This window comes from Actinopolyspora mortivallis DSM 44261 (assembly GCF_000384035.1).
GTDB classification, from domain to species: domain Bacteria; phylum Actinomycetota; class Actinomycetes; order Mycobacteriales; family Pseudonocardiaceae; genus Actinopolyspora; species Actinopolyspora mortivallis.
Window position 1 is genome coordinate 2877228 of sequence record NZ_KB913024.1, and the last position, 22896, is coordinate 2900123.

Here is a 22896-nt window from a genome sequence, read left to right on the forward strand (position 1 = left end):
ACGCCTGCCTCCCCACGTCCGAACGCGGCGGAGCCCCCACGATCTCCCTGGCTCTGGTGTCACACTCCGGACACGTCCACCACAGCCAGGGAACGTCGCCCTCACAAGCCTCCACCGTCCGTCCACACAATGTGGACACCACCTGACCTTCGGGAAACTGCACCCGCCCGGCAGGCACCACATCCTTACTGACATGACGCCCCTTATCAGCGGGCACCCACGTAAACGGAATCTGGGGCATTCAGTAATCTCCAATCCGAACACCAACTTGGTGCTGTCACCAAATAATCTAGGTTCCGGCACCATGTGATCAATCGCTTGATTGGGTGATTCATTGCTCTGGTCACGCGCGTTAGAGTTTGGTGACATGGCCGAGACCACAAATCCGGCGCCGCGTGCCTACCTGTTGGGCTCTGAATTGCGCTACGCCCGGACGCAAGCTCACATGACGATGCGCGATCTAGCCGAACGGTTGGACCTGTCGCATTCCGTGATCGTCCGGTGGGAAAACGGATCTCGAGTACCCTCGTCCGACTCGGTGTCCGCAGTGTGCGCCGTCCTCGGTCTGTCCAGTTCGGAGCGGGATCGCTTGGCCGAGATGGCACGGGAAGCAGCCGCCGAACCGGCGAACTCCGTCTCGGTGGGATCCACGGGTGAGCAGGACCAACTTGCCGCACTGCTGGAGTACGAACGCAACGCGAGCACGATCACTGACGTGGCGCCGGTACTCATGCCGGGACTGACACAGACCTCGGACTACGTGCGAGCAATCGTCGGCACCGAAAACGGTGACGTCGACAAATGGGTCACCATGCGGCTGGGACGCAAGGACATCATCACCCGACGACGGAACCCCACCCACTACGTGGCGTTTCTCCTGGAGTCGGTTCTCCACCAGCAAATCGGTGACCGTGAGACCCACATCGACCAACTGCACCATCTGATCGAGCTGGGCAAGCGCGACAACGTCAAGATTCGTGTGATCCCGACGACGGCCGGGTGGACCCCGGCACACACGGGCCCGTTCGTTCTGTTGGAATTCGACCGCGCCGACCCCGTAGTGCACCTGGAACACCACAGGTCCAGCGCAACGCTCCGCGACAAGGACGATGTGACAGCCTACCTCGAAGCACGAGATCATCTCGCACGCGCGGCGATGAACCCGGAGGACTCAATCGGACACATCGCCGCCGTGGTCAATCGATGGGAGAATACAGCGTGACGCTACCGCAGAACCCTGACAACTGGCGCAAATCCAGCCGATCGAGCAACCAAACCAACTGCGTCGAGGTCGGCCGCGTCGGCGACGGCGCCGCCGTACGCGACACCAAGAACCGCTCGGCCGGGTACTTCACCACCACCCGCCGGCAGTGGACCGCGTTCCTCGACGCGGTGAAAAGCAACCGCTTCGAGTGAGCCCGTAACGACAGCACGGCGCCCCCGAGACTTCTGAAGTGGTCCCCGGGGGCGCCGTTCTCGTCTCATGCCCCGTCAGGGGACGGGGTAGGTGGCCCGATTTTGCCTGAAACCGGCCCACCCCGGCCCGCAACAACCTCCCCTCGGAACGGACGGCCCCCTGTCCGATCCCTCCTCAGCGGTAGAAGTCCCGACTCAACAACGGCCAGGAACGGTGCAGCGCACGTTCCCAGTACGGCCAGCTGTGCGTCCCCCGTCCGTAGAAGTCGGTGGTCACCGGGATGTCGCGTGCCCGCAGTTTGCGCACGAAGGACTCCGAGGTCCGTAGCGCGGCGGGTTCCAGCACGTCGAAACCCGGACCGTCGTCCAGCGGCCCGCTCACCCCGTTCCCGCTGGAGACGTAGAGATCCGTGCCCCGCAGACTCTCCACGTTGTCGTAGGGATTGTGCGAACGCCACAGGTGCGGAGCGAGCCGGTCGTCGCCCCACAGCGCTCGCCAGTCGTAGTAGCCCTCCCGGATCAGGATCCCCTTCACCACCGCCGGGATCAGCGGCCCCATCGTGTTGAGCATTCCACTGTAGGAGGCCGCCGCGTCGAACATGTCCGGATGTCGGAAGGCGTAGTGCATGGCGCCGAAACCACCGATGGACACCCCGGCCACGGCCCGCCGTTGCCCGGCACGGAAATTGCGTTCCAGGATCTGCCTGACCTCGGTGAGGTGGAAGGTCTCCCAGTCCGGGATGTCGACCATCCCGTGGTTGTGCCAGGCGCTGTACATCCCCGCCGGGCCGTCACTGGGCATCACCACGATCACCTCCTTGTCGGCGGTGAACTCCCGGACGTCGGTGAACCTGGTCCAGGACTCGTAGTCGGCCACCTCGCAGCAGCCGTGCAGCAGGTACAGCACGGGCCACCTGCGCCAGGGCTGTTGTTGCCAGCCCGGTGGGAACAGCACCCGCACCATGCCGGGTTCCCCCAGCGAAGGCGAGTCGATGGCCAGATCCATCGTTCGCGGCCCGAGTATCCTCCGCTCGGCGATGCGGGCCCCGTTGTCGGCGGGGACGTTGCCGCCGTAGCCGCCGGAGAATCCGGGCAGCGGGTCGCGGGGGAACCAGTCGGGAAAGGCGTGCCCGGACCAGGGATCCTCGGCCGAGCCGAAGGCACCGCCCGCCGAGAAGGGCACGGACAGCACCAGGAACAGGACGGTGAGAACACCACCGAGCACACGCGACGGTCTGCGCACCAGAACTCCTCTCCGAAACCGACCCGTGACGACGCCGATCCCGGGGTGTGCCTCCGCGAGCCCGGCAAGCGGTTCACACACCCTCCTCGCGCGCGGCGGAGACCTCCGGGGCGGGGTCGGTGTCGCCGGAGCTCCCACCACGCTCGGGATCCTTCGGACGCAGCAGCGGCAACGCGGCCAACGCCGCGATCCCCTGCAGAACCGCGGCCACCACCAGCCCGTGGGTGTAGCCGGAGGCCAACGCCTCCGGCCGGTCGAGATCGGAGTCGATCCCCCGGGCCAACACCACGCTGATCACCGCACCGATCAGGGCCACCCCGAAGGCGCTGGACACCTCGCGGGAGGCCGTGAGCACCCCCGAGGCCCCGCCCGCCTCGGACTCCCCGCTCGCCTCCAGTGCGTGGGAGGTCAGCGGAGCCGTCAGCGCCGAACCGAGCCCGATCACCAACAGCGCCGGAAAACGCGGCGGGAGCTGGAGAAGATGGTTGACCGAGGCCAGCAGGAACAGCCCCACCGAGACGGTCGCGAGTCCACACGCCACCACGGCGGCGACCCCGAAGACGCGCGTGGCGCGGGGGACGAAGGGGGTGGCCAGCACCACCCCGACCGCCACCAGCACCAGCGGCAGTCCCGCCGAATCCGGTGCGAGTCCCAGGTAGCGCTGGTGCAGCAGGGGGGTGAAGAACACCACGCCGCTGATGCCGAGCCCCCACAGCACCAGCAGCGAGTTGGACCCGGCGAAGAGACGGTCGGTCACCAACCGAGGCGGTACCAGCGGCGCGGTGCTGCGCCGTTCCGCCAGGACGAAACCGCACAGCACCACCCCGCCGGCTCCTCCCAGCAGCACGGCGGCCCGCACACCGAGCTCTCCCTCGGCGGAGGTCACCAACGCGGCGAGCAGCAGGGTGAGCCCCGTGGTCACCGCCAGGGCGGCACTCAGTCGCACCGGGTCACGTCGCCCACCACCACGGCCGGAGACTCCGCGCGCGAGGAGCAACGCGACGGCGGGCGCCACGAAGAGCACGTTGCCGTGGAAGATCCAGCTCCAGTGCGCGTGACGCGCCACGAGCCCACCCAGCCACGGTCCCGAGGCCAGCGCCGCGGCCAGGGCGGCCGTCCATGTGGCGGCCGCGGTGGCTCTCCACCCGCCGGGCAGTTCGGTGCGCAGCAGCCCCAGCGTGCCCGGCACGATGACGGCCGCCGAGATGCCCTGCAGAATCCGTCCGAGCAGTAACGAGACGGCGTTCCAGGAGAGTCCGCAGAGGACGGCTCCGACACAGAACAACACGAGTCCGGCGAACAACGCGCGGTCCCCGAGCCGGTCCAGCACCGCTCCGGCCACCAGCACCAGCCCGGCGTAGGGAAGCATATAGGCGATGCTCACCCATTGGAGTGTGCCCAGGTCCATCGCGAAGTCCTCGCCGACGGACGGGGCGATCACGGCCACCACCGTGTTGTCCAGGGCGGTGACGAAACCGACCGAGGCGACGACGGTGAGGATCACCAGCGGATTCCGGCGGAACTGTCGAGGCGGATTCTGCGGAGTGGTCACGGAACCACCGGTTTTCCTCCGCGCGCGGACGTGCCGGCCCCCAACGTCCGGGACGGACCGCGACACCCACCTCCGGAACAGTGCCCCGTTTTCCTCATCGGATCCGCTCCGTCCTCTCACCGGCTGCCGTTCTTTTTCGAAAGAATCGTTTCCCCTTCCACGGGCGGGGCAGCCAAGATACTCGAAGCACGGGGTCGCCACAAGAAATCTCCCGGACATCTGCGGGAGTTCATAACCTCGTTGACAAAGATTCCCCGGGGGACCGCTCACCGCTCCGCGCTCCGGTGTCACCGCCGTGCCAAGCCGGAAGGCCGCTTCACGGGATCCGTGTTCCTCCCTTCGTATGAGGGGTGAGCTGTGGAGGAGCGGAGAACGCGGCGTTCATTCTGATGACAAACGGCACGCCGACAGTGCTCATCCCCGCGAGCTTCTTCCGCACGATCCGCAGAAAAAACCGGGGAAAATCCATCGGAACGCTTTCGTATCCTTGATCCGCTCTCACTTCGTGTGGAAGCTGACGAATCACGGACGAACGGGGGCGAAACACCGGATTCCCACCGGCAGAAACGCCTTCCGCAGCACCCTCGAAGGAGCACAATGCATCGAACAAAGCGCACCTGGCGGGTTCTCCTCGCCACTCTCGGTGCCGTCGCGCTGGCCACGACGGCCGGAATCGGCACGGCTGCCGCCGACGACGGGGCCCCGGAAAACGGCCCACGGCAGGACGACTTCCTGTCGGCGTTCTTCTACTCGCAGAAGCACCCGGAGGCGGTGCCCGCCGGGGCCAACGACTTCTCGTGCACCCCCGGCCCCGAACACCCCGATCCCGTGGTTCTGGTGCACGGAACGTTCGAGAACCGCTACGACAACTGGGCCGGGCTCTCCCCCGAACTCGCCGAACGCGGCTACTGCGTGTTCGCCCTGAACTACGGGGGCAGCGAGGGCAACCCGATCAAGGGGACGAAGGAGATCACCCGCTCCGCGCGGCAACTGGACGGGTTCGTCGAGCGCGTGCTGCGGGCCACCGGGGCGGAGGAGGTGGACATCGTGGGCCACTCCCAGGGCGGGATGATGCCCCGGTACTACATCGAGAATCTCGGCGGTGCGGACCGGGTGGACTCGCTGGTCGGGCTCGTTCCCTCCAACCACGGCACCACACTGTGGGGACTGGACAGGTTGGGGTCGTTCCTGCCCGAGGGGACCCCGCCGTGCGCGGCGTGCACCCAGCAGTTGAAGGACTCCGAGTTCATCACCGAACTCAACGCGGGCGGTGAGACCCATCCCGAGGTGGACTACACCGTCATCGCCACCAAGTTCGACGAGGTGGTGACCCCCTACACCTCCTCGTTCCTGGAGGAGGCGCCGAACGTGACCAACCAGACCCTGCAGGACTTCTGCTCCGGCAGGCTGACCGAGCACGTGGGGATCTCCTACGACTCGGCCGCTCAGCAGCTGGTGTTCAACGCGTTGAACCCGGCCGGGGCCGAGCCCCCCTCCTGCTGAGAACACGGAAGCGCGGCGGTGACCGCATCGGGAACGGCGCGGGGGCCACCCGGCAGACGAACCTTCCGGGGTTGTCGCCGGGTGGTCTCCCACGCGTCAGGTGTGGGCCGCCTTCGGAAGTCCTCATCCCCCGAACAGACGCACTCCGCCCGCCCGCACCGTCTCCCACAGCCGTTCGCACGACATGGCACGGGAGAACAACCACCCCTGGTAGGTGTGCACGCCCACCCCACGCAGCACCTCGAACTGCTCGCGTGTCTCCACCCCTTCGGCCGTGCAGGTGCACCCGAGGGCCTCGGCCAGGTCGGCGATGGCCTTGACGACGGAAAGCCCCGAACATCCGGTGGTGACCTCGGAGACGAAGCTCCGGTCGATCTTGATGATGTCTATGGGGAACTCCTTCAACCGCGCCAGCGAGGAGTAGCCGGTGCCGAAGTCGTCCAGGGCGAACCGCGCCCCCTTGGAGGTCAGCTCGCTCATGGTCTCGGCTCCCTTGGTGGGGAGGTTGATCAGCGAGGTCTCCACCAGTTCGACGGCGATGTCGGACCATCCGAGGCCGGACTCCTCCAGGGCCGACTCCAGCACCTCCACGAAGTCGTGGTCGGCCGGGGAGAACTCACCCAGGTTGAACGCCACCACCACGCGTCCCCCGTCCGGCCTGCGCGGCCAGCTCGCCGCGTCCCGCATCGCCGAGCGCAGCACGCAGTGGTCCAGCGAGCGCAGCATGTCCCCCCGTGCGGCCACGGGCAGGAAACTCCCCGGGCTCAGCAGCCCCCGCTCGGGATGGTGCCAGCGCACCAGGGCCTCGGCGGCGACGATCACGCCGGTGTCGTCCACCACCGGCTGGTAGTGCAGGGTGAGTTCCTCCGACTCGATCGCCGCCCGCAGTTCGCTCTCCAGCTGGAGCTGGCGGTCCATCGAGTCGATCAGCGCGGTGCTGGCCACCGAGATCCGGTCCCTGCCGCCGCTTTTGGCGTCCATCACGGCGGCGCTGGCCGAACGCAGCAGGTCCTCGGGGCTGGTCTCCCCCTCGGCCACGGCCACGCCCACCGAGACCGAGACCTGGATGGGTGGGTGTCCCCGCAGGTACACGGGGCGGTTGAACAGGTCGGTCACCAGGGTGGCCATCTCGTCCACTCCGCCCGCCTCGGCCACGTCCGGGCAGACCACCAGGTACTCGTCGGCGGCCATCCGCGCCGCCAGCCAGCCCTCCGGCAGGTCGCCGCGCAGCCTTTTGGCCATCTCGACGAGCAGGTCGTCACCGGCCTGTAGTCCCAGCGACTCGTTGATCCGGCGGAAGTTGGTGATGTCGCAGTAGAGCATGGCCAGGCGCTCGGTGTCGGCGTTGCCGAGCAGCTGGGTGATGGCGGCACGGTTGGGCAGACCGGTCAGCTCGTCGTGGGTGGCCCAGTAACGCCATTCCTCCATGACCCGTTGACGTTCGGTGAGGTCCTGGAAGGCCACCAGCCAGAACGGCTCGCCGTCCGGCCCCGCCGAACGGCTGATGTGCAGTTCGCAGACCAGTCGTCTGCCGTCCGCCCGGACCAGCGGCCACTCCTGGACGATCTCCCGTTCGGGCGGGGTCTCGGCGCGGAACAGCTCACGCAGTCGCCTCCGGTCCGAGACGTTGGGATGGACCATGTCCGCGGCGTGGACGCCGCGCAGCTCCTCCCCGCCGTGACCGAGCAGCTCGCACAGGGCGACGTTGGAGTCACGCAGGTGGCCGGACGAGTCGAACACGCCGATTCCCACGGGAGCCAGGGAGAACAGGTCGCGGAACTGTTGCAGCGACCTTTCCAGCTGGAAGTGCAGATCGGTTTCGTCCCTGGTCACTCGTGCGAAACCGCGTAGTTCACCCTCGCTGGACCACAGGGCGGTGGTGACCACGTGGGCCCAGAAACGGCTGCCGTCCTTGCGGACCCTCCACCCCTCGTCGACGCAGCTGCCCTCCCGAACCGCCCTGTCGAGCAGCTGCCGTGGTTTCCCGGCCGCGATCTGTTCCTCGGTGTAGAAGAGCGCGATGTTGTTGCCGACCACCTCCGCGGCCGAGGCCCCGGTGATGTGTTCGGCTCCGGTGTTCCAGCTCGACACCACACCGTCCGGGTCGAGGGTGTAGACCGCGTATTCCCGCAGCGAGGCCCCGAGCTTGCCGACCAGTTCCTCCGTGTCGATCCGAATCCCGCCTTGGTTGTCCGCGTCGCTCATGTACCCGCTCCGGCTACCGAGTCGCGATCGGCCCGTGGTCTCGTCAGCCGACCCGTCCTTACGAATCAGTGTCCCGCACGTTCCGAACCCCGACCGGTTCCACCGCCTCCTGTTCCCCGGTGTGGCACCGTTGCCGTCGAGTGTCCGCCAGGATCACAGTACGCGCACGGCTTCACGGGACGAGATTTCACCCGAAGGTGTGAGATCGTTTCCTCACCAAGAAAATGCTGTCGCTCGGGAAAAGCAGCACTTTCCGCACAGTATCGCGTGGACGGATCATGTCCTGCGCTGCCGGAACATCCGAACGGCCCTGAACGCTCCGTCCACGGGGGACTTGACACCCAGACACGACGGTGTGAACGTCTTGCGTGCCAACAACGCGGCGACGCCCGGGAAGCCGGTGCGAGTCCGGCACGGTCCCGCCACTGTGAGTGGGGAGTTTCCCGCCAACACGCCACTGTCCGAGGATGAGGAGTCGGGGAGAGAACTGGTGGAGGCCGCCAGCCGGACACCGTGGAACGGTCTCACGCGGGCGTGAGACCGGGCTCATCCGGCGACGGGGGAGAGTTCCGTCCCACAGGGGTGGGCCTCCCTGGCCCGAGCGAGGGCGGATCCGGCCGTGACCACGTCCCCGGCCAGCACCGTGCTCAGCGCCCCGCCCCCGGCCAGCGGCATCAGCGCCCACCCGTCCCCGGAGCACTCCGCGGGATCGCGGTCCCAGACCACGGCCTCGGTGGCCAGCACGCGGGCCCCTCCGAGATAGGCGTGGCTGTCGCGCAGCCGGGAGTCGGCGGTGTCGAAACCGTTGCGCAACAACGCGGTTCCGGCGCGTTCCAGCTCCAGGCGACTGCGCAGCCTGCCGGGCCGCTCCCCGCTGCGTCCCAGCACGAGGACCTCCCGGCAGCACAGCCTGGCGTGTTCGCCCATCCGGACCGCCAGTTCGGCCTCGTGTTCGGCCCGGGAGGTCACCACCGTGGGCTCGGGGAGGTACTCGACCGTGCCGCCGTCGGCCACCTCGATCCGGACCGAGCCGCGGCTTCCGCCGGGACGGTGTCCCGGAAGCGCCAGGGTGGCCGCCGTGCCACGCAGCAGCAGTCGGGCCCCCGGGCCGACGTGCACGTCCAGTTCGAGGTCGTCGCCTCCCAGCGGGGAGGTGGCCGATCCGACCAGGTGCACCACGACCGCCCCGGAGGGTTCCTCGCGCCGACGCCGGGGGAACAGCGTCAGCGGCGCGTGGGAACGCAGCTCGCGCACCACCGAACGCCGCTCGTCCGCCTCCACCACCAACCTGGCTCTGGAGCGCATCACACCACCGGTTCGTCGGAACGGCTCCACTCGGCGAGCCGGTGGCGCACCCAGTTCGCGGTGTCCCCGGCACTCGGGTCGTCGGTCAACGACTGGGTGATCACCGGAAGGTCCCCGCGCATCCGGTGGGCGTCCGCGCACATGACGGACATGTCGGCCCCGACCCGCTCGGCCAGGTCCACCTTGTTGATCACGAGCAGGTCCGCCGTGGTCACCCCGGGGCCGCCCTTGCGGGGAACCTTGTCCCCTCCCGCGACGTCGACGACGAAGATCTGCGCGTCGGCGAGTCCCCGGCTGAACACGGCGGTGAGGTTGTCCCCGCCACTTTCCACCAGCACCAGTTCCAGGCCGGGGTGGGCCCGCTGCAACCGCTCCACCGCGTCGAGGTTGGCGGTGATGTCGTCCCGGATGGCGGTGTGGGGACAGGCTCCCGTCTGCACCGCCTCGATCCGGCTGGTGTCCAGCACCGCCGCGCGGCGCAGGAAGTCCGCGTCCTCGGTGGTGTAGATGTCGTTGGTGACCACGGCCAGTTCCGTCTCCGCGCCGAGGGTGCGGCACAGCGCCGCGGTCAACGCGGTCTTGCCGCTGCCGACGGGGCCTCCGATGCCGATCCGCAGTGGCCGGTCCGCGCGGCGTTCCGCGCTGAACGGGTCCGGACCGGCCGCGGTGGGGTCGAAGTCGACCGGGTGCCGGTGGGCACCGGCGGTGTGCTCGTGGGAGTGTTCAGCTGGCAAAGAGTCGTACCTCCTCCTCGTGGTGTTTCCGGTGTGCCTGGGCGAGCAGGTCCAGCGCGGGAGCCCCCGTCGAGGGCAGTTCGGCTGCGGGCAGTCCCGCCGTGCGGGCCGCCGCCCGCGCGAGCCGCTCCGTGTCCGCCTCGAAGGCCGCCACCGCCGCGTTGGCCGCGAAGGGGTCGAGGCCGAGCAGGCGCACCGCCGCCGAGGCGGGGCCGCTGAGCGAGAGATAGGCCACCACCGCCGCCGCGTCCTTCGGCCCAGCCAGGGAACTCGCCCCCACCAGCACCCCGACCACCAGGGGGTGGTGGGGACTGTCCGTGACGCTCATCAGCTCGCGCAGCGCCGGGGAGGGCCACGCCGTCCGCCCCGCCCTGGCGGTACCGCGACCCTGCGAGCGGGAGGCAGCACGCTGGGCCGGAGAGGGAACGCGGGCGTCGTACTCGGTGTCCAGTTCGGACCAGCATCGCCGGGGAGCTTTCCGGGCCGCCGCGTGGGCAGCGGCGGCGGCGAACACGGCGGCCTGCCGTCCCGCGCCGTGCAGGCGTCCGCGCAGGAACTCCCGCAGCTCGTGCGGGCCGGTGACGGTGCCACGGTGGACGGCCTCCTCCAGACCTCCCGAGTGCGCGTGGCCGCCTCCCGGAAGGCGCGCGTCGGCCAACGCGAGCACGGCCAGCGAACTCGCCGGACCGGAGGGCGGGGGATGCTGTCGTTCGGTCATCACACTCGTCGCCTCAGAACAGGAAGTAGCGCTGTGCCAGGGGAACCTCGTCCACCGGTTCGGGTTCGACGAGTTCGCCCTCGACGCGCACCGCGAAGCTGTCCGGGTCCACCTCGATCTCGGGAGTGGCCTCGTTGAGCGGCATGTCGGCCTTGGTGACCCCGCGGGTGTCGGAGACACCGACCAGCCCGCTGCGCAGTCCCAGCCGCTCGTCCAACCCGGACTCCAGGGACTCGGGCGCGACGAAGAACAGCGACCCCGCCGCCGGGGCGCCTCCCCGCTGCCCGAACATCGGGCGGGAGAGCACCGGCTGCGGCGTGGGGATGGAGGCGTTGGCGTCCCCCATCGCCGCCCGGACGGGGAAACCGCTCTTGAGCACCATGTGCGGACGAACCCCGAAGAACTTCGGCTCCCACAGCACGAGGTCGGCGAGCTTGCCCGTTTCCACCGAGCCGACCGAGCCCTGGATGCCGTGCGCCACGGCCGGGGCGATCGTGTACTTGGCCACGTAGCGCCGGGCGCGCAGGTTGTCGGCGTCGGTGTCCGTCGGCAGGGGTCCCCGTCGCCTCTTCATGGCGTGGGCCGTCTGCCAGGTCCGTGTCACGACCTCACCGATCCGTCCCATCGCCTGGGCGTCCGAGCCCATCATCGAGATGGCGCCGAGGTCGTGCAGCACGTCCTCGGCCGCGATGGTGGTGGGGCGGATGCGGCTCTCGGCGAAGGCCAGGTCCTCGGGCACCGAGGGGTTCAGGTGGTGGCACACCATCAGCATGTCCAGGTGCTCGTCGATGGTGTTGACCGTGTGGGGGCGCGTGGGGTTCGTCGAGGAGGGCAGCACGTTGGACCGCGCGGCCACCCGGATCACGTCCGGCGCGTGGCCGCCGCCCGCTCCCTCGGCGTGGTAGGCGTTGATGGAGCGCTCGCCGATGGCCCGCAGGGTGGACTCGAGGAATCCGGCCTCGTTGAGCGTGTCGGTGTGGATGGCCACCTGCACGCCGCTGCGTTCGGCCACGCGCAGAGCGGTGTCCACGGCCACCGGTGTGGCGCCCCAGTCCTCGTGCAGTTTGAGTCCGCCCGCCCCGGCCCGCAGCTGCTCCTCCAACGGCTCCTCGGCCGCCGTGTTCCCCTTGCCCAACAGGAGGATGTTCACCGGGGAGTCGTCCAGGGAGCGCAACATCCGTCCCAGGTGCCAGGCCCCGGGGGTGACGGTGGTGGCCTTGGAACCCTCGGTGGGGCCTGTTCCCCCGCCGACCAGAGTGGTCACTCCGGAGGCCAGCGCCGTGTCGACCTCCTGTGGGCAGACGAAGTGCACGTGGCAGTCGATGCCGCCCGCCGTGAGGATCCGACCGTTGCCGGAGATCACCTCGGTGGAGGGGCCGATCACCATCGCCGGATCCACCCCGTCGGCCGTGTCCGGGTTCCCGGACTTGCCGATGCCGACGATCCTGCCGTCCCGGATGGCCACGTCGGCCTTGACCACTCCCCAGTGGTCCAGGATCACCGCTCCGGTGATGACCGTGTCCGGAGTTCCCTCCGCCCGGGTGGCCACCGACTGGCCCATGGACTCGCGGACGACCTTGCCGCCCCCGAACACCGTCTCCTCCCCCGAGCCTCCCTCTCCCCGGGAGAGGTCGCGGGTGACCTCGACCAGCAGATCGGTGTCGGCCAGCCGTATCCGGTCACCGGTGGTGGGACCGAACAGCTCCACATAACGTTGCCGGGAGATCTCCGGCTCCGCCTCGTCCCCGCTCACGACCGTTCCTCCTCTCCCACGGTCTCCCGTTCGGCACGGCGGTCCAGGTCCCCGGAGTACTCGGGACGCAGGCCCGGCACGGTGCGGCGTCCCCCGATCGGAACCAGCCGCACCTCGCGTTCGACTCCGGGTTCGAAACGCACGGCCGTTCCGGCGGGAATGTCCAGCCGGTGTCCCCACGCGGCCGTCCTGTCGAACGACAGCTCCGGGTTGGCCGCGGCGAAGTGATAGTGCGAACCGACCTGAACCGGCCGGTCGGCCTCGTTGACCACGAGCAGTCGGATCCGCTCACGCCCGGGATGCAGGGGAACCGGTTCGCTGCCGGGAAGGATCTCTCCTGGACGCACTGGGACTCCTACTGGATCGGCGCGTGCACGGTGACGAGCTTCGTTCCGTCCGGGAAGGTGGCCTCCACCTGCACGTCGTCGATCATCTCGGCCACCCCGTCCATGACCTGTTCCCGACTCAGTACGTGACGTGCGCTGGACATCAGCTCGGAGACGCTACGTCCCTCCCGGGCCCCCTCGACCACGTGGTCGGTGATCAGCGCGACCGCCTCGGGGTGGTTCATCCTCAGCCCGCGCTCCAGTCTGCTCCGCGCGAGCTGCGCCGCGACGTAGACGAGCAGCTTGTCACGTTCCTGGGGTGCGAGGTGCATGACGCGTTTTTAGCATCGCGAACTTTTTTCGGCAGCACGCACAACACGAACGTCACCGGAAAGAAACAAATCCGTCCGGTTCGGACCGGATCGTCACTCCGCGTCCGTTTCGTCGCCGGTGAGCGGCTCGCCGCACCGGAGGCGAACCCGCCGCGGGCCGGGGCGGGAAACAGTCCCGCAACCCCGGGAAACACACGGGAACCCGTCGAACCACCCTCGCGGACTCCTCGACGGCGGTCCCGCCTGGATCAGGCCGTTTCCACACCCCGCCGGGCTGTGCGAGCAACCCCCGCGATGTCCACCGGCTCGGCGGGCACGGGACACGCCTTCGGCAGCCACTCCGCGGCGGTGCGCCACGCCCAGTCGATCAGGGCCGCGGAGTGCTTGAACGAGTAGGGGGAGAGCCGGTCGACCTTCGGAGCGGGCAGCACGTAGAGCTCACAACGCGCGGCGTTGAGCTGCATGTCCAGTTCGGAGGCCGCGTACATGGCCGCGCTCAACGCGGCACCGTTGACCGCCGGAATGGATCCGCCCACTCCCTTGTCGGGGAGCTGTTCGAAGTCCGCCGAGTCCAGCGGCCGTTTTCCCCCGCACGGCAGCACGTACACCCGCTCCGCGCCCTGCTCCACGGCGCGGCTGATGGGCATGAACGCGGCCGGGCCACCGTCGACGAAACGACGTCCTCCGATCTCCACCGGGGGGAACACGCCGGGGATGGCGCAGGAGGCCACCAGGGCGGGCAGGGCCGGGCCACTCGTGAAGTAGGCGGCCTCGCCGCTCTCCAGGTCGGTGGCGGTGACCGTGAGGGGCACCTCGGCCTGGTCGAGACGCCGGAAGGGCAACGTGCGATGCAGCCACCCGGCCAGTCCCCTGTTGCTCATCAGGTGGTCGGACAGTCCGAGCTTCCCGGCCAGGATCCGCATCGGTTCGACCGGGAACACTTCACCGCGCCGCATCGTCCGCCAGATCTCGCGCAGCCGCTCGGCACCGCGCGGCGTGGGGTCGGCGGCCAGCCAGGCCGAGTTCAACGCCCCGGCGGAAGTGCCGAGCAGCATGTCCGGTGGGGACTCCACCTCGAACAACGCGCTGACCAGACCAGCCTGCACGGCCCCGAACGTGGATCCGCCCGGAAGCACCCACGCCGTCGACATCCGTGTCCCCCTCGTCTCGGACTCCGCCGTTCTCGTGTTCGGGGCACCTGCCGGTGGCGGTGGCCGCCACGGACACCCCGCGCACACGGTGTCCCAGGATATCGGGTTCTGCCTCGCCCCCTCGCCGCACGGCACCCGCGGCGGGAGTCACTCCCGTTCCATCCGGCCGCGCCCGCGGGTGCGCTTGATCGCGGAACGGTGCCGTTTGTCCTCCAGCCTCCTGCGCTTCGCCCCGGTGCTGGGTCCGCCGCGCCTGCGGGGAGCCGGGGCGGGGCGCAACGCCTCGGCCAGCAGGTCGGCGAGCCTGCGCCGGGCCTGCCTCCGGTTGGCGAGCTGGCTGCGTCTGCCGTCCTCCGCCACGGTCAACGCTCCCGCGGAGATCCTGTGGGAGAGCCGTGTGAGCACCTGCTCGCGCTGCCGCCGCGAGAGCGCCCGCGAACTCTCCGGGAAGAACACGAGTTCGACCCGGGACTCGGTGGTGTTCACGTGCTGGCCTCCCGGCCCGGAGGACCGGGAGAACCGTTCCACGAGTTCGGACTCCGGGATGCTCACACGGTGGTTCACGCGCAGTTCGTCGGCCACACCCCGAGCATCCCGCCCGGCCTGCTCGGACATCAATCCGGAATCCGTCCGGTGTTCCGGGACGTGAGCCGCGACACCCGTCCCGGTGCGGAGGTGGTCTCCGCACCGGGACGCGGGGACCACCACTCAGCAGTGCCGGACCCCGTCCACCCGACGCGGGATCCCGAGGGGGTTGTCGTCCCGCAGCGCCTCGGGAAGCACCACCCGCGGCGAGTTCTGGAAGGAGACCGGCCGCAGGAAGCGCTCCACGGCGGCGGTCCCCACCGAGGTGTGCGTGGGGGCCGTGGTCGCCGGGTAGGGTCCACCGTGCTGCATCGCGTGGGTGACGCTGACCCCGGTGGGCCATCCGTTCCACACCAGGCGCCCCGCCCTGCGGCGCAGGATCCCGAACAGGGAGGCGACCGGCTGCTCGTCCTCCTCGCCGTGGACCGTGGCGGTCAGCTCGCCAGAGAACCGTTCGGCCACGCGGAACAGTTCCGTGGTGTCGGAGTAGGCGACCAGCACCGACACGGGGCCGAAGCACTCCCGCAGCAGCTCGTCCGAGTGGTCGAGGAACTCGTTCGCCCCGGTGGCCAGCAGGGTGGGGCTCACCCCCTCCTCGGTGCTGGTCCCGGCGACCAGCTCCCGCACCGCCGAGTGCCCCCGCAGGGACGCCAGGGTGTCGTGGAAGGCGTGCTCGATGTCCGGGTTGAGCATCGGGGCGGCGGAACGCTTCCCCACCTCGGCGAGCAGGGTTTCCTCGAAGGTCGGCAGCTGCTCGCGTGGAACGAACAGCAGTCCCGGTTTGGTGCAGAACTGCCCGACACCCAGGGTGTAGGAGTCCAGGTAGCCGCGGGCTATCTCGGCTCCGCGCCGCCAGGCCGCCTCCGGGGTGACGAACGCCGGGTTCACGCTGCCCATCTCGGCGTAGAAGGGGATGGGTTCGGCCCGGGAACACGCCAGGTCGAACAACGCGCGACCACCGCCGTGCGAACCGGTGAAGGCCCCGGCGCGGATCCGTTCGTCGAGCAGCGCCGCGCGCGCGGTGTCGGTGCCCTCGACGAGCGCGAAGGTCCCCTCGGGCGCGCCGCCCTCGGCCAGTGCTCCCTCGACGAGCTCGGCGGTGCGCCGGGACAGTTCGGGGTGTCCGGGATGGGCCTTGACCACCACGGGGCATCCGGCGGCCAGGGCCGAGGCCGTGTCCCCACCGGCCACGCTGAACGCGAAGGGGAAGTTGCTGGCCGCGAACACCAGAACCGGCCCGAGCGGCAGGTGCATCCGACGCAGGTCCGGGCGGGCCCCGGTGGGCCACTCCGGATCCGCGGAGTCGATCGTGGCCGCCAGGTGGGCGCCCTCCTCGACGAGGTCACCAAACAGGCGCAGTTGGAACGTGGTGCGCACCAGCTCTCCGCGCAGCCGCCCCTCCGGCAGGTTGCTCTCCCGCTGTGCCAGGGGAACGAGCTCCTCGCCCGCCGCGTCCAGCGTGTCGGCGATCCCACGCAGCAGCCGGGCCGTGTCCGCCGGCCGGAAACCTTCCAGCTTCTCGGAGGCGGCGCTGGCCCTGTCGAGCACGGAGTCGAGAGCCTCGGTGGTGCTCGGAGGTGTCGTTGTCATGGAGTGTGCAACCTCCTCGGGTATTCGTCGTCGTTCACGGCCTCAGCAGCGTCTTCACGTTCCGTTCCAGGGAACGCAGTGCCCGCTCGGCCTCCTCCAGTCCGAACTCCTCGGTGACGATCACCCCGGGGTCGAGCGCCCCACTGGTGAAACTCGACACGGCGTGCACCCAGGCGTGGGAGGGAGCGCCGAACACGGTGTGCACCGTCAGCTGCGAGAGAACCAGCCGGGCCGGATCCAGTGGGACGGAGTCCTGGGCGGCGACCCCGGTGAGCACCACCCGTCCGGCGGGTCGGGCGAGGGCGGTGGCCAGTTCCGCCGTGCCCGAGACCCCCGCCGCCTCCACTACCGCGTCGTAACCACCGAGTTCGCCCCGCGCCCGCTCCGGGGAACACACCCGGCTCGCCCCGCAGTTCTCGGCGAGTTCCGCGCGACGCTCGTTCGGCTCCACCATGGTCAGTTCACCGGGTGAGGAGGCCGCGATCAGCTGGGTGGTCAGCAGTCCCAGACTGCCGCCGCCGACCACGGCCACCCGTTCGCCCGGCACCGGGGCGAGTTTGAGCGTGGCCGCCGCCGCGCACGCGGCGGGCTCCAGCGCGGCGGCGCTGCGCGGGTCGGCGTGGTCGGGCAGCACGTGCAGCAGCCGGGCGGGCAGGGTCAGCCAGTCCGCCCAGGCCCCCGGGCTGGTGAACCCGGTCTCGTCGTACTCGGCGGCGCAGAGGTTGGTGTCCCCTCGACGGCACCGCGGGCACACCCCGCAGGAGCGGAACCCCTCGCCCACCACGAGCCGCCCGAGCAGCCCCTCGTCCACACCGGTGCCGACCGCCGCGACCCTGCCGGACCACTCGTGGCCGGGCACCACCGGGTAACGGACGAAGCCCTCGGGCCGTCCACCGGTGAAGACCTCCCGGTCGGAGCCACAGATGCCGCTGTAGGCCACCTCGACCAGGGCCTCGCCGGGGCCGGGCGGTGTCGGATCGGTGGGAACCAGGCGGAGCACGCCCGGTTCCTCGATCCGCACCGCGCGGGGCGCGTCGCTCATGAGGCAGCTCCCTGGGTTCCCTTGGTCCCGCGGAACTGCCAGTCCTCGGCGTAGAGGTCGAAGCGGGCTCCCCGTGCCGGGTGCTCCCGGACGAAGTCCACGTCGAGCTCGACACCGAGACCGGGCCCGGAGGGCAGCGCGAAGTAACCGTCCTCCACCTCGGGAAGTCCCGGGGCGGCCTGCTTCACGTGCGCGTCGGCGAAGTCGTTGAAGTGCTCCTGGATCTTGAAGTTCTCGGTGACGGCGGCCAGGTGCAGGTTCGCCGCCGTGAGCACCGGACCACCCACGTTGTGCGGGGCGAGCAGCACGTAGTGGGTCTCCGCTGTGGCCGCCACCTTCCGGGTCTCGGAGATCCCGCCGAAGTGGCCGATGTCGGGCTGGATGACGTCGGCGGCCTGCCGGGCGAACAGCTCGCGGTACTCGAAGCGGTCGTGGATGCGCTCACCCGTGGCCACCGGAATGGTGGTGCCCGCCGAGACCTTGCTCAGCGCCTCGGGGTTCTCCGGCGGAACCGGTTCCTCGATCCAGCTGGGGGAGAAGGGGGTGAGGTCGGCGGCGATGCGGGTGGCCTGCGCGGGGGTGAACCTCCCGTGCATCTCGATCAGGATCTCGACGTCGGGACCGACCGCGTCCCGCACGGCCTCCACCAGCTCCACCGAGCGGCGGGTCTCGGCGGGTTCCAGCTCCCAGCGTCCGGGTCCGAACGGGTCGAACTTGAGCGCCCGGTAACCACGCTCCACCACGGTGCGGGCCGCCTCGTGGAACTGCTCGGGGGTGCGCTCCACCGTGTACCACCCGTTGGCGTAGGCCTTGATCCGGTCCCGGACGTTGCCGCCGAGCAGTCGCCACACCGGCTGGTTCAGCGCCTTGCCGATGAGGTCCCAGCAGGCCGTCTCCACGCAGGCGATGCCGGACATCACGACCTCACCGGCCCGGCCGTAGTCGCCGCGCTTCATCCGCCACACCAGCGCCTCGATGTTGAACGGATCGGCTCCCACGACGTGGTTGCGCGCCGCCTCGTTGAGGTAGCCCAGCAGCGCCTCGGTGTGCCCGAGCATCCGTGTCTCGCCCACCCCGACGAGTCCGTCGTCGGTGTGCAGCCGTACGTAGGTCATGTCCCGCCAGGGGGTTCCCAGGACCAGAGGTTCCAGTTTCGTGATTCTCATCGCAGTTCTCCCGCTGTCTCGCTCGCGACGGGCTCGCCGTGGGGCACGGCGAGGTCCGGGGTGGGCAGTTCCGAGGTGGTCGCCTGGGGCATGTACCGGTGCAGCATGTCCAGGCCGATCCGGGCGCGGCGCACGCGTTCCCGTCCCAGCGCGATCGCCGTGGAGGTCAGGTGGCTGCCGCTCGGGTAGATGTCCGGAGCGTTGCGCAGCCCGAACTTGACGTAGACGGGGGCGGCCACCCGGACTATCTCGGCGATCTCGTAGTGGCGCACGAACCCGCCCAGGTCGTCGGGGGACTCGACGTAGACGTCGAGCGGAAGGTCCGTGGCGGCACGGATCGAGGCGAGCTGGCCGACGGAGAGGTCGGTCGGCACGTTGTAGGTGTCGGCGCCGATCCGCTCGGCCAGCGCCACGGAGGCGGGGTTGGACAGGGCCATCTGAACGCTGCTCTTGAAGCGCATGTCCGCGGGGAGTTCGCCCTGCTCACGCATCCGCGCGGCGACCGACAGCACGCCCAGGTCGGTGATCAGCACGCTGCGCACGCCCGCCTCGGCGCTGCGGCGCACGTCCTCCAGCACGTGCACGAGCTGTTCGGTGCCCCGGGCCTGGGCCGCGACGAGACCTCCGGCGGGCGCGGCGACCATGGCCCCGGTGTGCCATCCGGCCTGGGGGCGGGCGAACAGGCTCAGTTCCACACGGGCGCGCCCGGCCGTGTCGGCCATCCTGGCCAGTTCCTCGTCGGTGAGCAGCAGGGCCCCGCTGCCCTGCGAGATCCGGTGGACCGGCACGTCCCGCTCGGCGGCCTCGGCGAGCACAGCGTCGAGCACCTCGGGACCTTCGGTGCTGGGGATCTCCACCCGGTACTGCGCCCCGTCCGGGAAACGCTTGGGGCTGGCGGGCGGGGATCCGACATCCTCCGCGGGTAACCCCTGGGATCGCAAGAACGTTCGTGTATCCAACACCCACTCCGTTCGAAATATCGGACGCTGTTCGAACAATAATCACGGCGTCCAACCGGGTCAATAGGCCGCGAGGTGCCGCCCACACGGAAACAGCGACCGCCCAGCCGCGACGCCGGGAAACGAACGGGACGAAGCCACGACCGAACGGACGAGCCGGTGACGGGTAAACTGTCCGAAATACCGGCCCCAAACCGCTCGACACCCGCTCACGAAGCCGGCGCGACCCGAGGCGCATCCGCCGCAGAACAGGAGGAGAAACCGCGGTGGCACGAGCAGTACCCGCCCTGGAGCGGGCCTTCGACATCCTGGAGCTCTTCCTGGACGAGCCGGAACTGAGCGCTCCCGAGATCACGTCCAGGCTGGGACTTCCCCGGACCACGGTGCACGAACTGCTCGGCACCCTCGTGGAACGCGGCTATCTCACCCACGCCGGCGACAACGGTTCCCGCTACCGACTGGGCGTACGGGGATTCCAACTCGGATCCGCCTACGCGGACCGGCTCGACCTGGCCCGCGAGGGACACCTCGCCGCGGAGGAAACCTCACGCCAGTGCAACGAGACGGTGCACATCGGCATCCGGGAGGGCACCGACGTGCTCTATGTCGCCAAAGTGGACAGCGGGCACCCGGTGCGGATGGTCTCGGCCGTGGGCCGGAGGATCCCCGCCCACTGCACCGCCGTGGGCAAGGCGCTGCTCGCCCCACTGTCCCGGGAGAAACTCGACGAGCTCTACGGCGGGACGACCCTGACTCCCATGACGGACAACAGCATCAGCGACTACCCGAGCCTGCTCACCGAGCTGGCCGAGGTCGCCCGCCGCTCCGGTCAGGCCAGGGAGTACTGCGAGTCCAACGACTCGGTCGCCTGCGTGGCCGCCCCGGTACGGGACCACTCCCACGAGGTGGTGGCCGCCATGAGCATCGCCGTTCCCATCCTGCGCTGGAACGAGCGGGTCGAGCGCGAACTGGCCGAGACAGTAGTGCGCGGTGCCGCGAACCTCTCGGAGAGGCTCGGGCACCGCGCTGACTGACCCCCGCCGCGGGGTGAACCCGTTCAGTCCCCCGATCCGGGGATCCCGGGTGTCTCCAGCGGGCGAAGTCTTACCCACAGCAGGAAGAGACCACCGAGCACCAGCATCGCCAGACCGGTCCAGAGGTTGATGTTGATCCCCTGGGCCTTGGCCAGCCCCTCCTCGGTGGGGAAGAGCCCCGCCACGCCCACCAGCACGCCGTAGACCACGAACAGACCACCGATCACGGTCCGCACGTCGAACAGCTTGCCGGCACCGCTGCGCGCGACGGCCTCGGGTTGCTCCTGCGGGGAATCCGGGTGTTCGGACAAGGACTACCTCCCAACGTAGCTTCTCGACCGGGCGTCTTCGACGAGCGCCCCGTCGCCGGTCCCGGCCGGTGGAACCTCACACCGAGAACGGCACGTAACACAGCGCGGCGAGTGCCACGGCTCCCCAACCGAGCAGGGCCGGTTTGCGGTACCAGGCGTCGTCACCCTTCTGCAGCTCTCCCTTGGTCCGCGCGTCGGCCTTCGTGTAGACCAGCCCGGCCAGTTCCGCCTCCGTCTTCGGCCGGGTCGCCAGCGCGATCGGCACGCTCACGGCCACGTCGACCGCGAAGGCGATGATCGAGGAGGTCATGTTCACCGCCTGGTCGGTGCTCATGTCCACGATTCCCGCCCGGTACATGCTGTAGAAGGCTATCGGCGCGACCGTTCCCGCCAACAGTCCCCAGAATCCCGCCTGGGCCGTCATTCTCTTCCAGAACAGGGCGAGAATGAAGGTGGCGAAAAGCGGGACGTTGAAGAAGGAGAACAACGTCTGCATGTAGTTCATGATGTTGCTGAACGACGCGGCGATGAACGCCGTTCCGATTCCGACGACCACGCCCACCGCGGTGATGACACGCCCGACGACCAGGTAGTGCGCGTCGGATTTCCCGGGCTTGATGTAGGCCTGCCAGATGTCGGTGGTGAAAACCGTGTTGAAACTGGAGACGTTGGCCGCCATACCGGCCATGAAGGAGGCCATCAACCCGGTCACGGCCAGACCGAGCACACCGTTCGGCAACAGTTCCGCCATCAGCAGCGGTATCGCCGAGTTGTAGTCGTACTCGCTGCCGGGCTGGCCGATGTTCGGCTGCACGACCAGGGCGATCAGCCCGGGCAACACCACGATCAGCGGGATGAACATCTTGGGGAAGGCCGCGATCAGCGGGGTGCGCCGCGCGGCCGAGAGGTTCTTGGCCGACAGGGAACGCTGCACCTCGGCGAAGTTGGTGGTCCAGTAGCCGAAGGATATGGCGAATCCGAGCCCGAGGGTGATGGTCAGCCAGTTGGCGCCCAGGGGGTTGTCCTGGCCGAATCCGGTTCCGCCCCACGCGGTGAGGAACTGCGTGCCCTCGGCGGCCGTCACCTTGTCGATCAGTCCGCTCACCCCGCCGACCCGGACCAGTCCGAGCACGGTGAGTGGGACCAGCGCGGCGACGATCACGAAGAACTGCAGCACCTCGTTGTAGATGGCCGAGGTGAGTCCGCCGATGACGATGTAGGCGAGCACGAACAGCCCGGCCACCACGATGGACACCGGGATCGGCCATCCCAGCAGCGCCTGCAGCACGATCGCCAGCGCGTACAGGTTGACTCCCGCGATCAGCACCGAGGCGACCGCGAATATGCTCGCGCTCAGCAGGTGCGAGGAGCGGCTGAACCGCAGGAGCAGGAACTCCGGAACACTGCGTACTTTGGAGTTGTAGTAGAAAGGCATCATCACCAGGCCGAGGAAAACCATGGCCGGGATGGCGCCTATCAGGTACCAGTGGATGGTGTAGGCACCGTACTGTGCCCCGTTGGCGGCCATTCCGAGAATCTCGGTGGCGCCCAGATTCGCCGAGACGAACGCGAGTCCGGTCACCCACGCGGGCAGGGAACGCCCGGACAGGAAAAAGTCCAGTGTGGTGTGCACGCTGCGTTTGGCGGCGAACGCGATCCCGAGTACGACCGCGAAATAGATGACAAGAATGAGGCTGTCCATCCAGTTCATCGACAGCCTTAGCCCATCGGCCAGAGTGTGCATCGTCGTCCGATCCTGTCGCTGTCCGCGAGTTGGCTCTCCAATCGCATGTTCGGTATGCCGAACGTTGTTCGGACAACCTACGACACGATCGAGTGACGGTCAACACATACGGCTACTCCACTTTTCGAGTGAGCCCCATGCCGCGACGGAAGAGGGCACCGCTTCGGGGAGCGGTCTCCGTTCCGGTCGGGACGAGTGTCGCCGAGCGCGACAAACGCGCAGCCATG

The 22896-nt window shown here is 69.2% G+C and carries 22 protein-coding genes and 1 riboswitch; of the genes, 4 read left to right on the forward strand and 18 right to left on the reverse strand.

The window, feature by feature from the left end:
- Positions 1-241: HC3 family zinc finger protein (locus ACTMO_RS22455; protein ID WP_084792131.1), on the reverse strand; the 241-nt coding region annotated here is incomplete at its 3' end.
- 126 nt (positions 242-367) lie between these two features.
- Between ACTMO_RS22455 and ACTMO_RS0113605 the strand changes: the two genes are divergently transcribed.
- Positions 368-1222 (forward strand): helix-turn-helix domain-containing protein, encoded by an 855-nt coding sequence (locus tag ACTMO_RS0113605; RefSeq protein WP_026449222.1) that lies wholly within the window; start codon positions 368-370, stop codon positions 1220-1222.
- The gene (locus tag ACTMO_RS0113610; RefSeq protein ID WP_033401546.1) at positions 1204-1416 is read left to right on the forward strand and encodes a DUF397 domain-containing protein; all 213 of its coding nucleotides are present in this window, start codon (positions 1204-1206) and stop codon (positions 1414-1416) included. Before ACTMO_RS0113605 ends, ACTMO_RS0113610 begins: the two co-directional genes overlap by 19 nt.
- Before the next feature lie 175 nt (positions 1417-1591).
- Here ACTMO_RS0113610 and ACTMO_RS21070 read toward each other — a convergent pair whose 3' ends face one another.
- On the reverse strand, positions 1592-2659 hold the full coding sequence (locus ACTMO_RS21070; RefSeq protein WP_211212958.1) for an alpha/beta hydrolase: 1068 nt from the start codon (positions 2657-2659) through the stop codon (positions 1592-1594).
- A gap of 73 nt (positions 2660-2732) precedes the next feature.
- Positions 2733-4211, reverse strand: coding sequence for an MFS transporter (locus tag ACTMO_RS0113620; protein ID WP_019855245.1), 1479 nt, complete (start codon positions 4209-4211; stop codon positions 2733-2735).
- Between the two features lie 597 nt (positions 4212-4808).
- On the opposite strand from ACTMO_RS0113620, the gene ACTMO_RS0113625 reads away from it, so the two are divergent.
- Complete coding sequence (locus ACTMO_RS0113625; RefSeq protein WP_019855246.1) at positions 4809-5714, forward strand: esterase/lipase family protein; 906 nt, start codon at positions 4809-4811, stop codon at positions 5712-5714.
- 123 nt (positions 5715-5837) lie between these two features.
- On the opposite strand, the gene ACTMO_RS0113630 is transcribed toward ACTMO_RS0113625, so the two are convergent.
- The 13 genes from ACTMO_RS0113630 to ACTMO_RS0113695 form a co-directional block, all read right to left on the reverse strand.
- On the reverse strand, positions 5838-7919 hold the full coding sequence (locus ACTMO_RS0113630; RefSeq protein WP_019855247.1) for a putative bifunctional diguanylate cyclase/phosphodiesterase: 2082 nt from the start codon (positions 7917-7919) through the stop codon (positions 5838-5840).
- A gap of 390 nt (positions 7920-8309) precedes the next feature.
- Positions 8310-8433: riboswitch (cobalamin riboswitch) on the forward strand.
- Positions 8434-8465: 32 nt separating this feature from the next.
- The gene (locus tag ACTMO_RS0113640; RefSeq protein ID WP_026449224.1) at positions 8466-9224 is read right to left on the reverse strand and encodes an urease accessory protein UreD; all 759 of its coding nucleotides are present in this window, start codon (positions 9222-9224) and stop codon (positions 8466-8468) included.
- Entirely contained in the window at positions 9224-9958 is a 735-nt protein-coding gene (gene ureG / locus ACTMO_RS0113645) for an urease accessory protein UreG (protein WP_019855250.1), read from the reverse strand. The genes ACTMO_RS0113640 and ureG overlap by 1 nt, the downstream gene beginning before the upstream one ends.
- Positions 9948-10676 (reverse strand): urease accessory protein UreF, encoded by a 729-nt coding sequence (locus tag ACTMO_RS0113650; RefSeq protein ID WP_019855251.1) that lies wholly within the window; start codon positions 10674-10676, stop codon positions 9948-9950. Before ACTMO_RS0113650 ends, ureG begins: the two co-directional genes overlap by 11 nt.
- A 13-nt stretch (positions 10677-10689) precedes the next feature.
- Entirely contained in the window at positions 10690-12429 is a 1740-nt protein-coding gene (locus tag ACTMO_RS0113655) for an urease subunit alpha (protein WP_019855252.1), read from the reverse strand.
- Positions 12426-12776, reverse strand: a complete 351-nt coding sequence (locus ACTMO_RS0113660; protein ID WP_019855253.1) for an urease subunit beta — start codon at positions 12774-12776, stop codon at positions 12426-12428. The genes ACTMO_RS0113655 and ACTMO_RS0113660 overlap by 4 nt, the downstream gene beginning before the upstream one ends.
- 8 nt (positions 12777-12784) lie before the next feature.
- Positions 12785-13087 carry an urease subunit gamma gene (locus tag ACTMO_RS0113665; protein ID WP_019855254.1) on the reverse strand — a complete coding sequence of 101 codons (303 nt, stop codon included), beginning with the start codon at positions 13085-13087 and terminating at the stop codon, positions 12785-12787.
- Between the two features lie 248 nt (positions 13088-13335).
- Positions 13336-14238 (reverse strand): patatin-like phospholipase family protein, encoded by a 903-nt coding sequence (locus tag ACTMO_RS0113670; RefSeq protein ID WP_019855255.1) that lies wholly within the window; start codon positions 14236-14238, stop codon positions 13336-13338.
- A gap of 147 nt (positions 14239-14385) precedes the next feature.
- Positions 14386-14853, reverse strand: coding sequence for an alternative ribosome rescue aminoacyl-tRNA hydrolase ArfB (gene arfB / locus ACTMO_RS0113675; RefSeq protein WP_157062892.1), 468 nt, complete (start codon positions 14851-14853; stop codon positions 14386-14388).
- A gap of 93 nt (positions 14854-14946) precedes the next feature.
- A complete protein-coding gene (locus tag ACTMO_RS0113680) occupies positions 14947-16413 on the reverse strand; it encodes an aldehyde dehydrogenase (NADP(+)) (RefSeq protein WP_019855257.1) in 1467 nt (488 codons plus the stop codon).
- A gap of 34 nt (positions 16414-16447) precedes the next feature.
- On the reverse strand, positions 16448-17455 hold the full coding sequence (locus ACTMO_RS0113685) for a zinc-dependent alcohol dehydrogenase (RefSeq protein WP_019855258.1): 1008 nt from the start codon (positions 17453-17455) through the stop codon (positions 16448-16450).
- Positions 17452-18621, reverse strand: coding sequence for a mandelate racemase/muconate lactonizing enzyme family protein (locus ACTMO_RS0113690; protein WP_019855259.1), 1170 nt, complete (start codon positions 18619-18621; stop codon positions 17452-17454). The genes ACTMO_RS0113685 and ACTMO_RS0113690 overlap by 4 nt, the downstream gene beginning before the upstream one ends.
- Complete coding sequence (locus ACTMO_RS0113695; protein ID WP_342670110.1) at positions 18618-19583, reverse strand: U32 family peptidase; 966 nt, start codon at positions 19581-19583, stop codon at positions 18618-18620. The genes ACTMO_RS0113690 and ACTMO_RS0113695 overlap by 4 nt, the downstream gene beginning before the upstream one ends.
- A 263-nt stretch (positions 19584-19846) precedes the next feature.
- Here ACTMO_RS0113695 and ACTMO_RS0113700 point away from each other — a divergent pair, with 263 nt between their 5' ends.
- Positions 19847-20614: an IclR family transcriptional regulator gene (locus tag ACTMO_RS0113700; protein ID WP_019855261.1), complete on the forward strand. Its 768-nt coding sequence runs from the start codon at positions 19847-19849 to the stop codon at positions 20612-20614.
- A 23-nt stretch (positions 20615-20637) separates the two neighbouring features.
- Here the strand turns inward: ACTMO_RS0113700 and ACTMO_RS0113705 are convergent, their stop codons facing one another.
- Both ACTMO_RS0113705 and ACTMO_RS0113710 read right to left on the reverse strand, forming a co-directional pair.
- Entirely contained in the window at positions 20638-20925 is a 288-nt protein-coding gene (locus tag ACTMO_RS0113705; protein WP_019855262.1) for a hypothetical protein, read from the reverse strand.
- Positions 20926-21001: 76 nt separating this feature from the next.
- Entirely contained in the window at positions 21002-22669 is a 1668-nt protein-coding gene (locus ACTMO_RS0113710; protein WP_026449228.1) for a sodium:solute symporter family transporter, read from the reverse strand.
- Positions 22670-22896: the final 227 nt, after the last annotated feature.

Coding starts and splice junctions, on each gene's coding strand:
- ACTMO_RS0113610 (WP_033401546.1), top strand. CDS start 1,204: ATGGGAGAATACAGCGTGACGCTACCGCAGAACCCTGACAACTGGCGC.
- ACTMO_RS0113690 (WP_019855259.1), bottom strand. CDS start 18,621: ATGAGAATCACGAAACTGGAACCTCTGGTCCTGGGAACCCCCTGGCGG.
- ACTMO_RS0113605 (WP_026449222.1), top strand. CDS start 368: ATGGCCGAGACCACAAATCCGGCGCCGCGTGCCTACCTGTTGGGCTCT.
- ACTMO_RS0113630 (WP_019855247.1), bottom strand. CDS start 7,919: ATGAGCGACGCGGACAACCAAGGCGGGATTCGGATCGACACGGAGGAA.
- ACTMO_RS0113640 (WP_026449224.1), bottom strand. CDS start 9,224: ATGCGCTCCAGAGCCAGGTTGGTGGTGGAGGCGGACGAGCGGCGTTCG.
- ACTMO_RS0113710 (WP_026449228.1), bottom strand. CDS start 22,669: ATGCACACTCTGGCCGATGGGCTAAGGCTGTCGATGAACTGGATGGAC.
- ACTMO_RS0113685 (WP_019855258.1), bottom strand. CDS start 17,455: ATGAGCGACGCGCCCCGCGCGGTGCGGATCGAGGAACCGGGCGTGCTC.
- ACTMO_RS0113665 (WP_019855254.1), bottom strand. CDS start 13,087: ATGCACCTCGCACCCCAGGAACGTGACAAGCTGCTCGTCTACGTCGCG.
- ACTMO_RS0113680 (WP_019855257.1), bottom strand. CDS start 16,413: ATGACAACGACACCTCCGAGCACCACCGAGGCTCTCGACTCCGTGCTC.
- arfB (WP_157062892.1), bottom strand. CDS start 14,853: ATGTCCGAGCAGGCCGGGCGGGATGCTCGGGGTGTGGCCGACGAACTG.
- ACTMO_RS0113650 (WP_019855251.1), bottom strand. CDS start 10,676: ATGACCGAACGACAGCATCCCCCGCCCTCCGGTCCGGCGAGTTCGCTG.
- ACTMO_RS0113625 (WP_019855246.1), top strand. CDS start 4,809: ATGCATCGAACAAAGCGCACCTGGCGGGTTCTCCTCGCCACTCTCGGT.
- ACTMO_RS0113670 (WP_019855255.1), bottom strand. CDS start 14,238: ATGTCGACGGCGTGGGTGCTTCCGGGCGGATCCACGTTCGGGGCCGTG.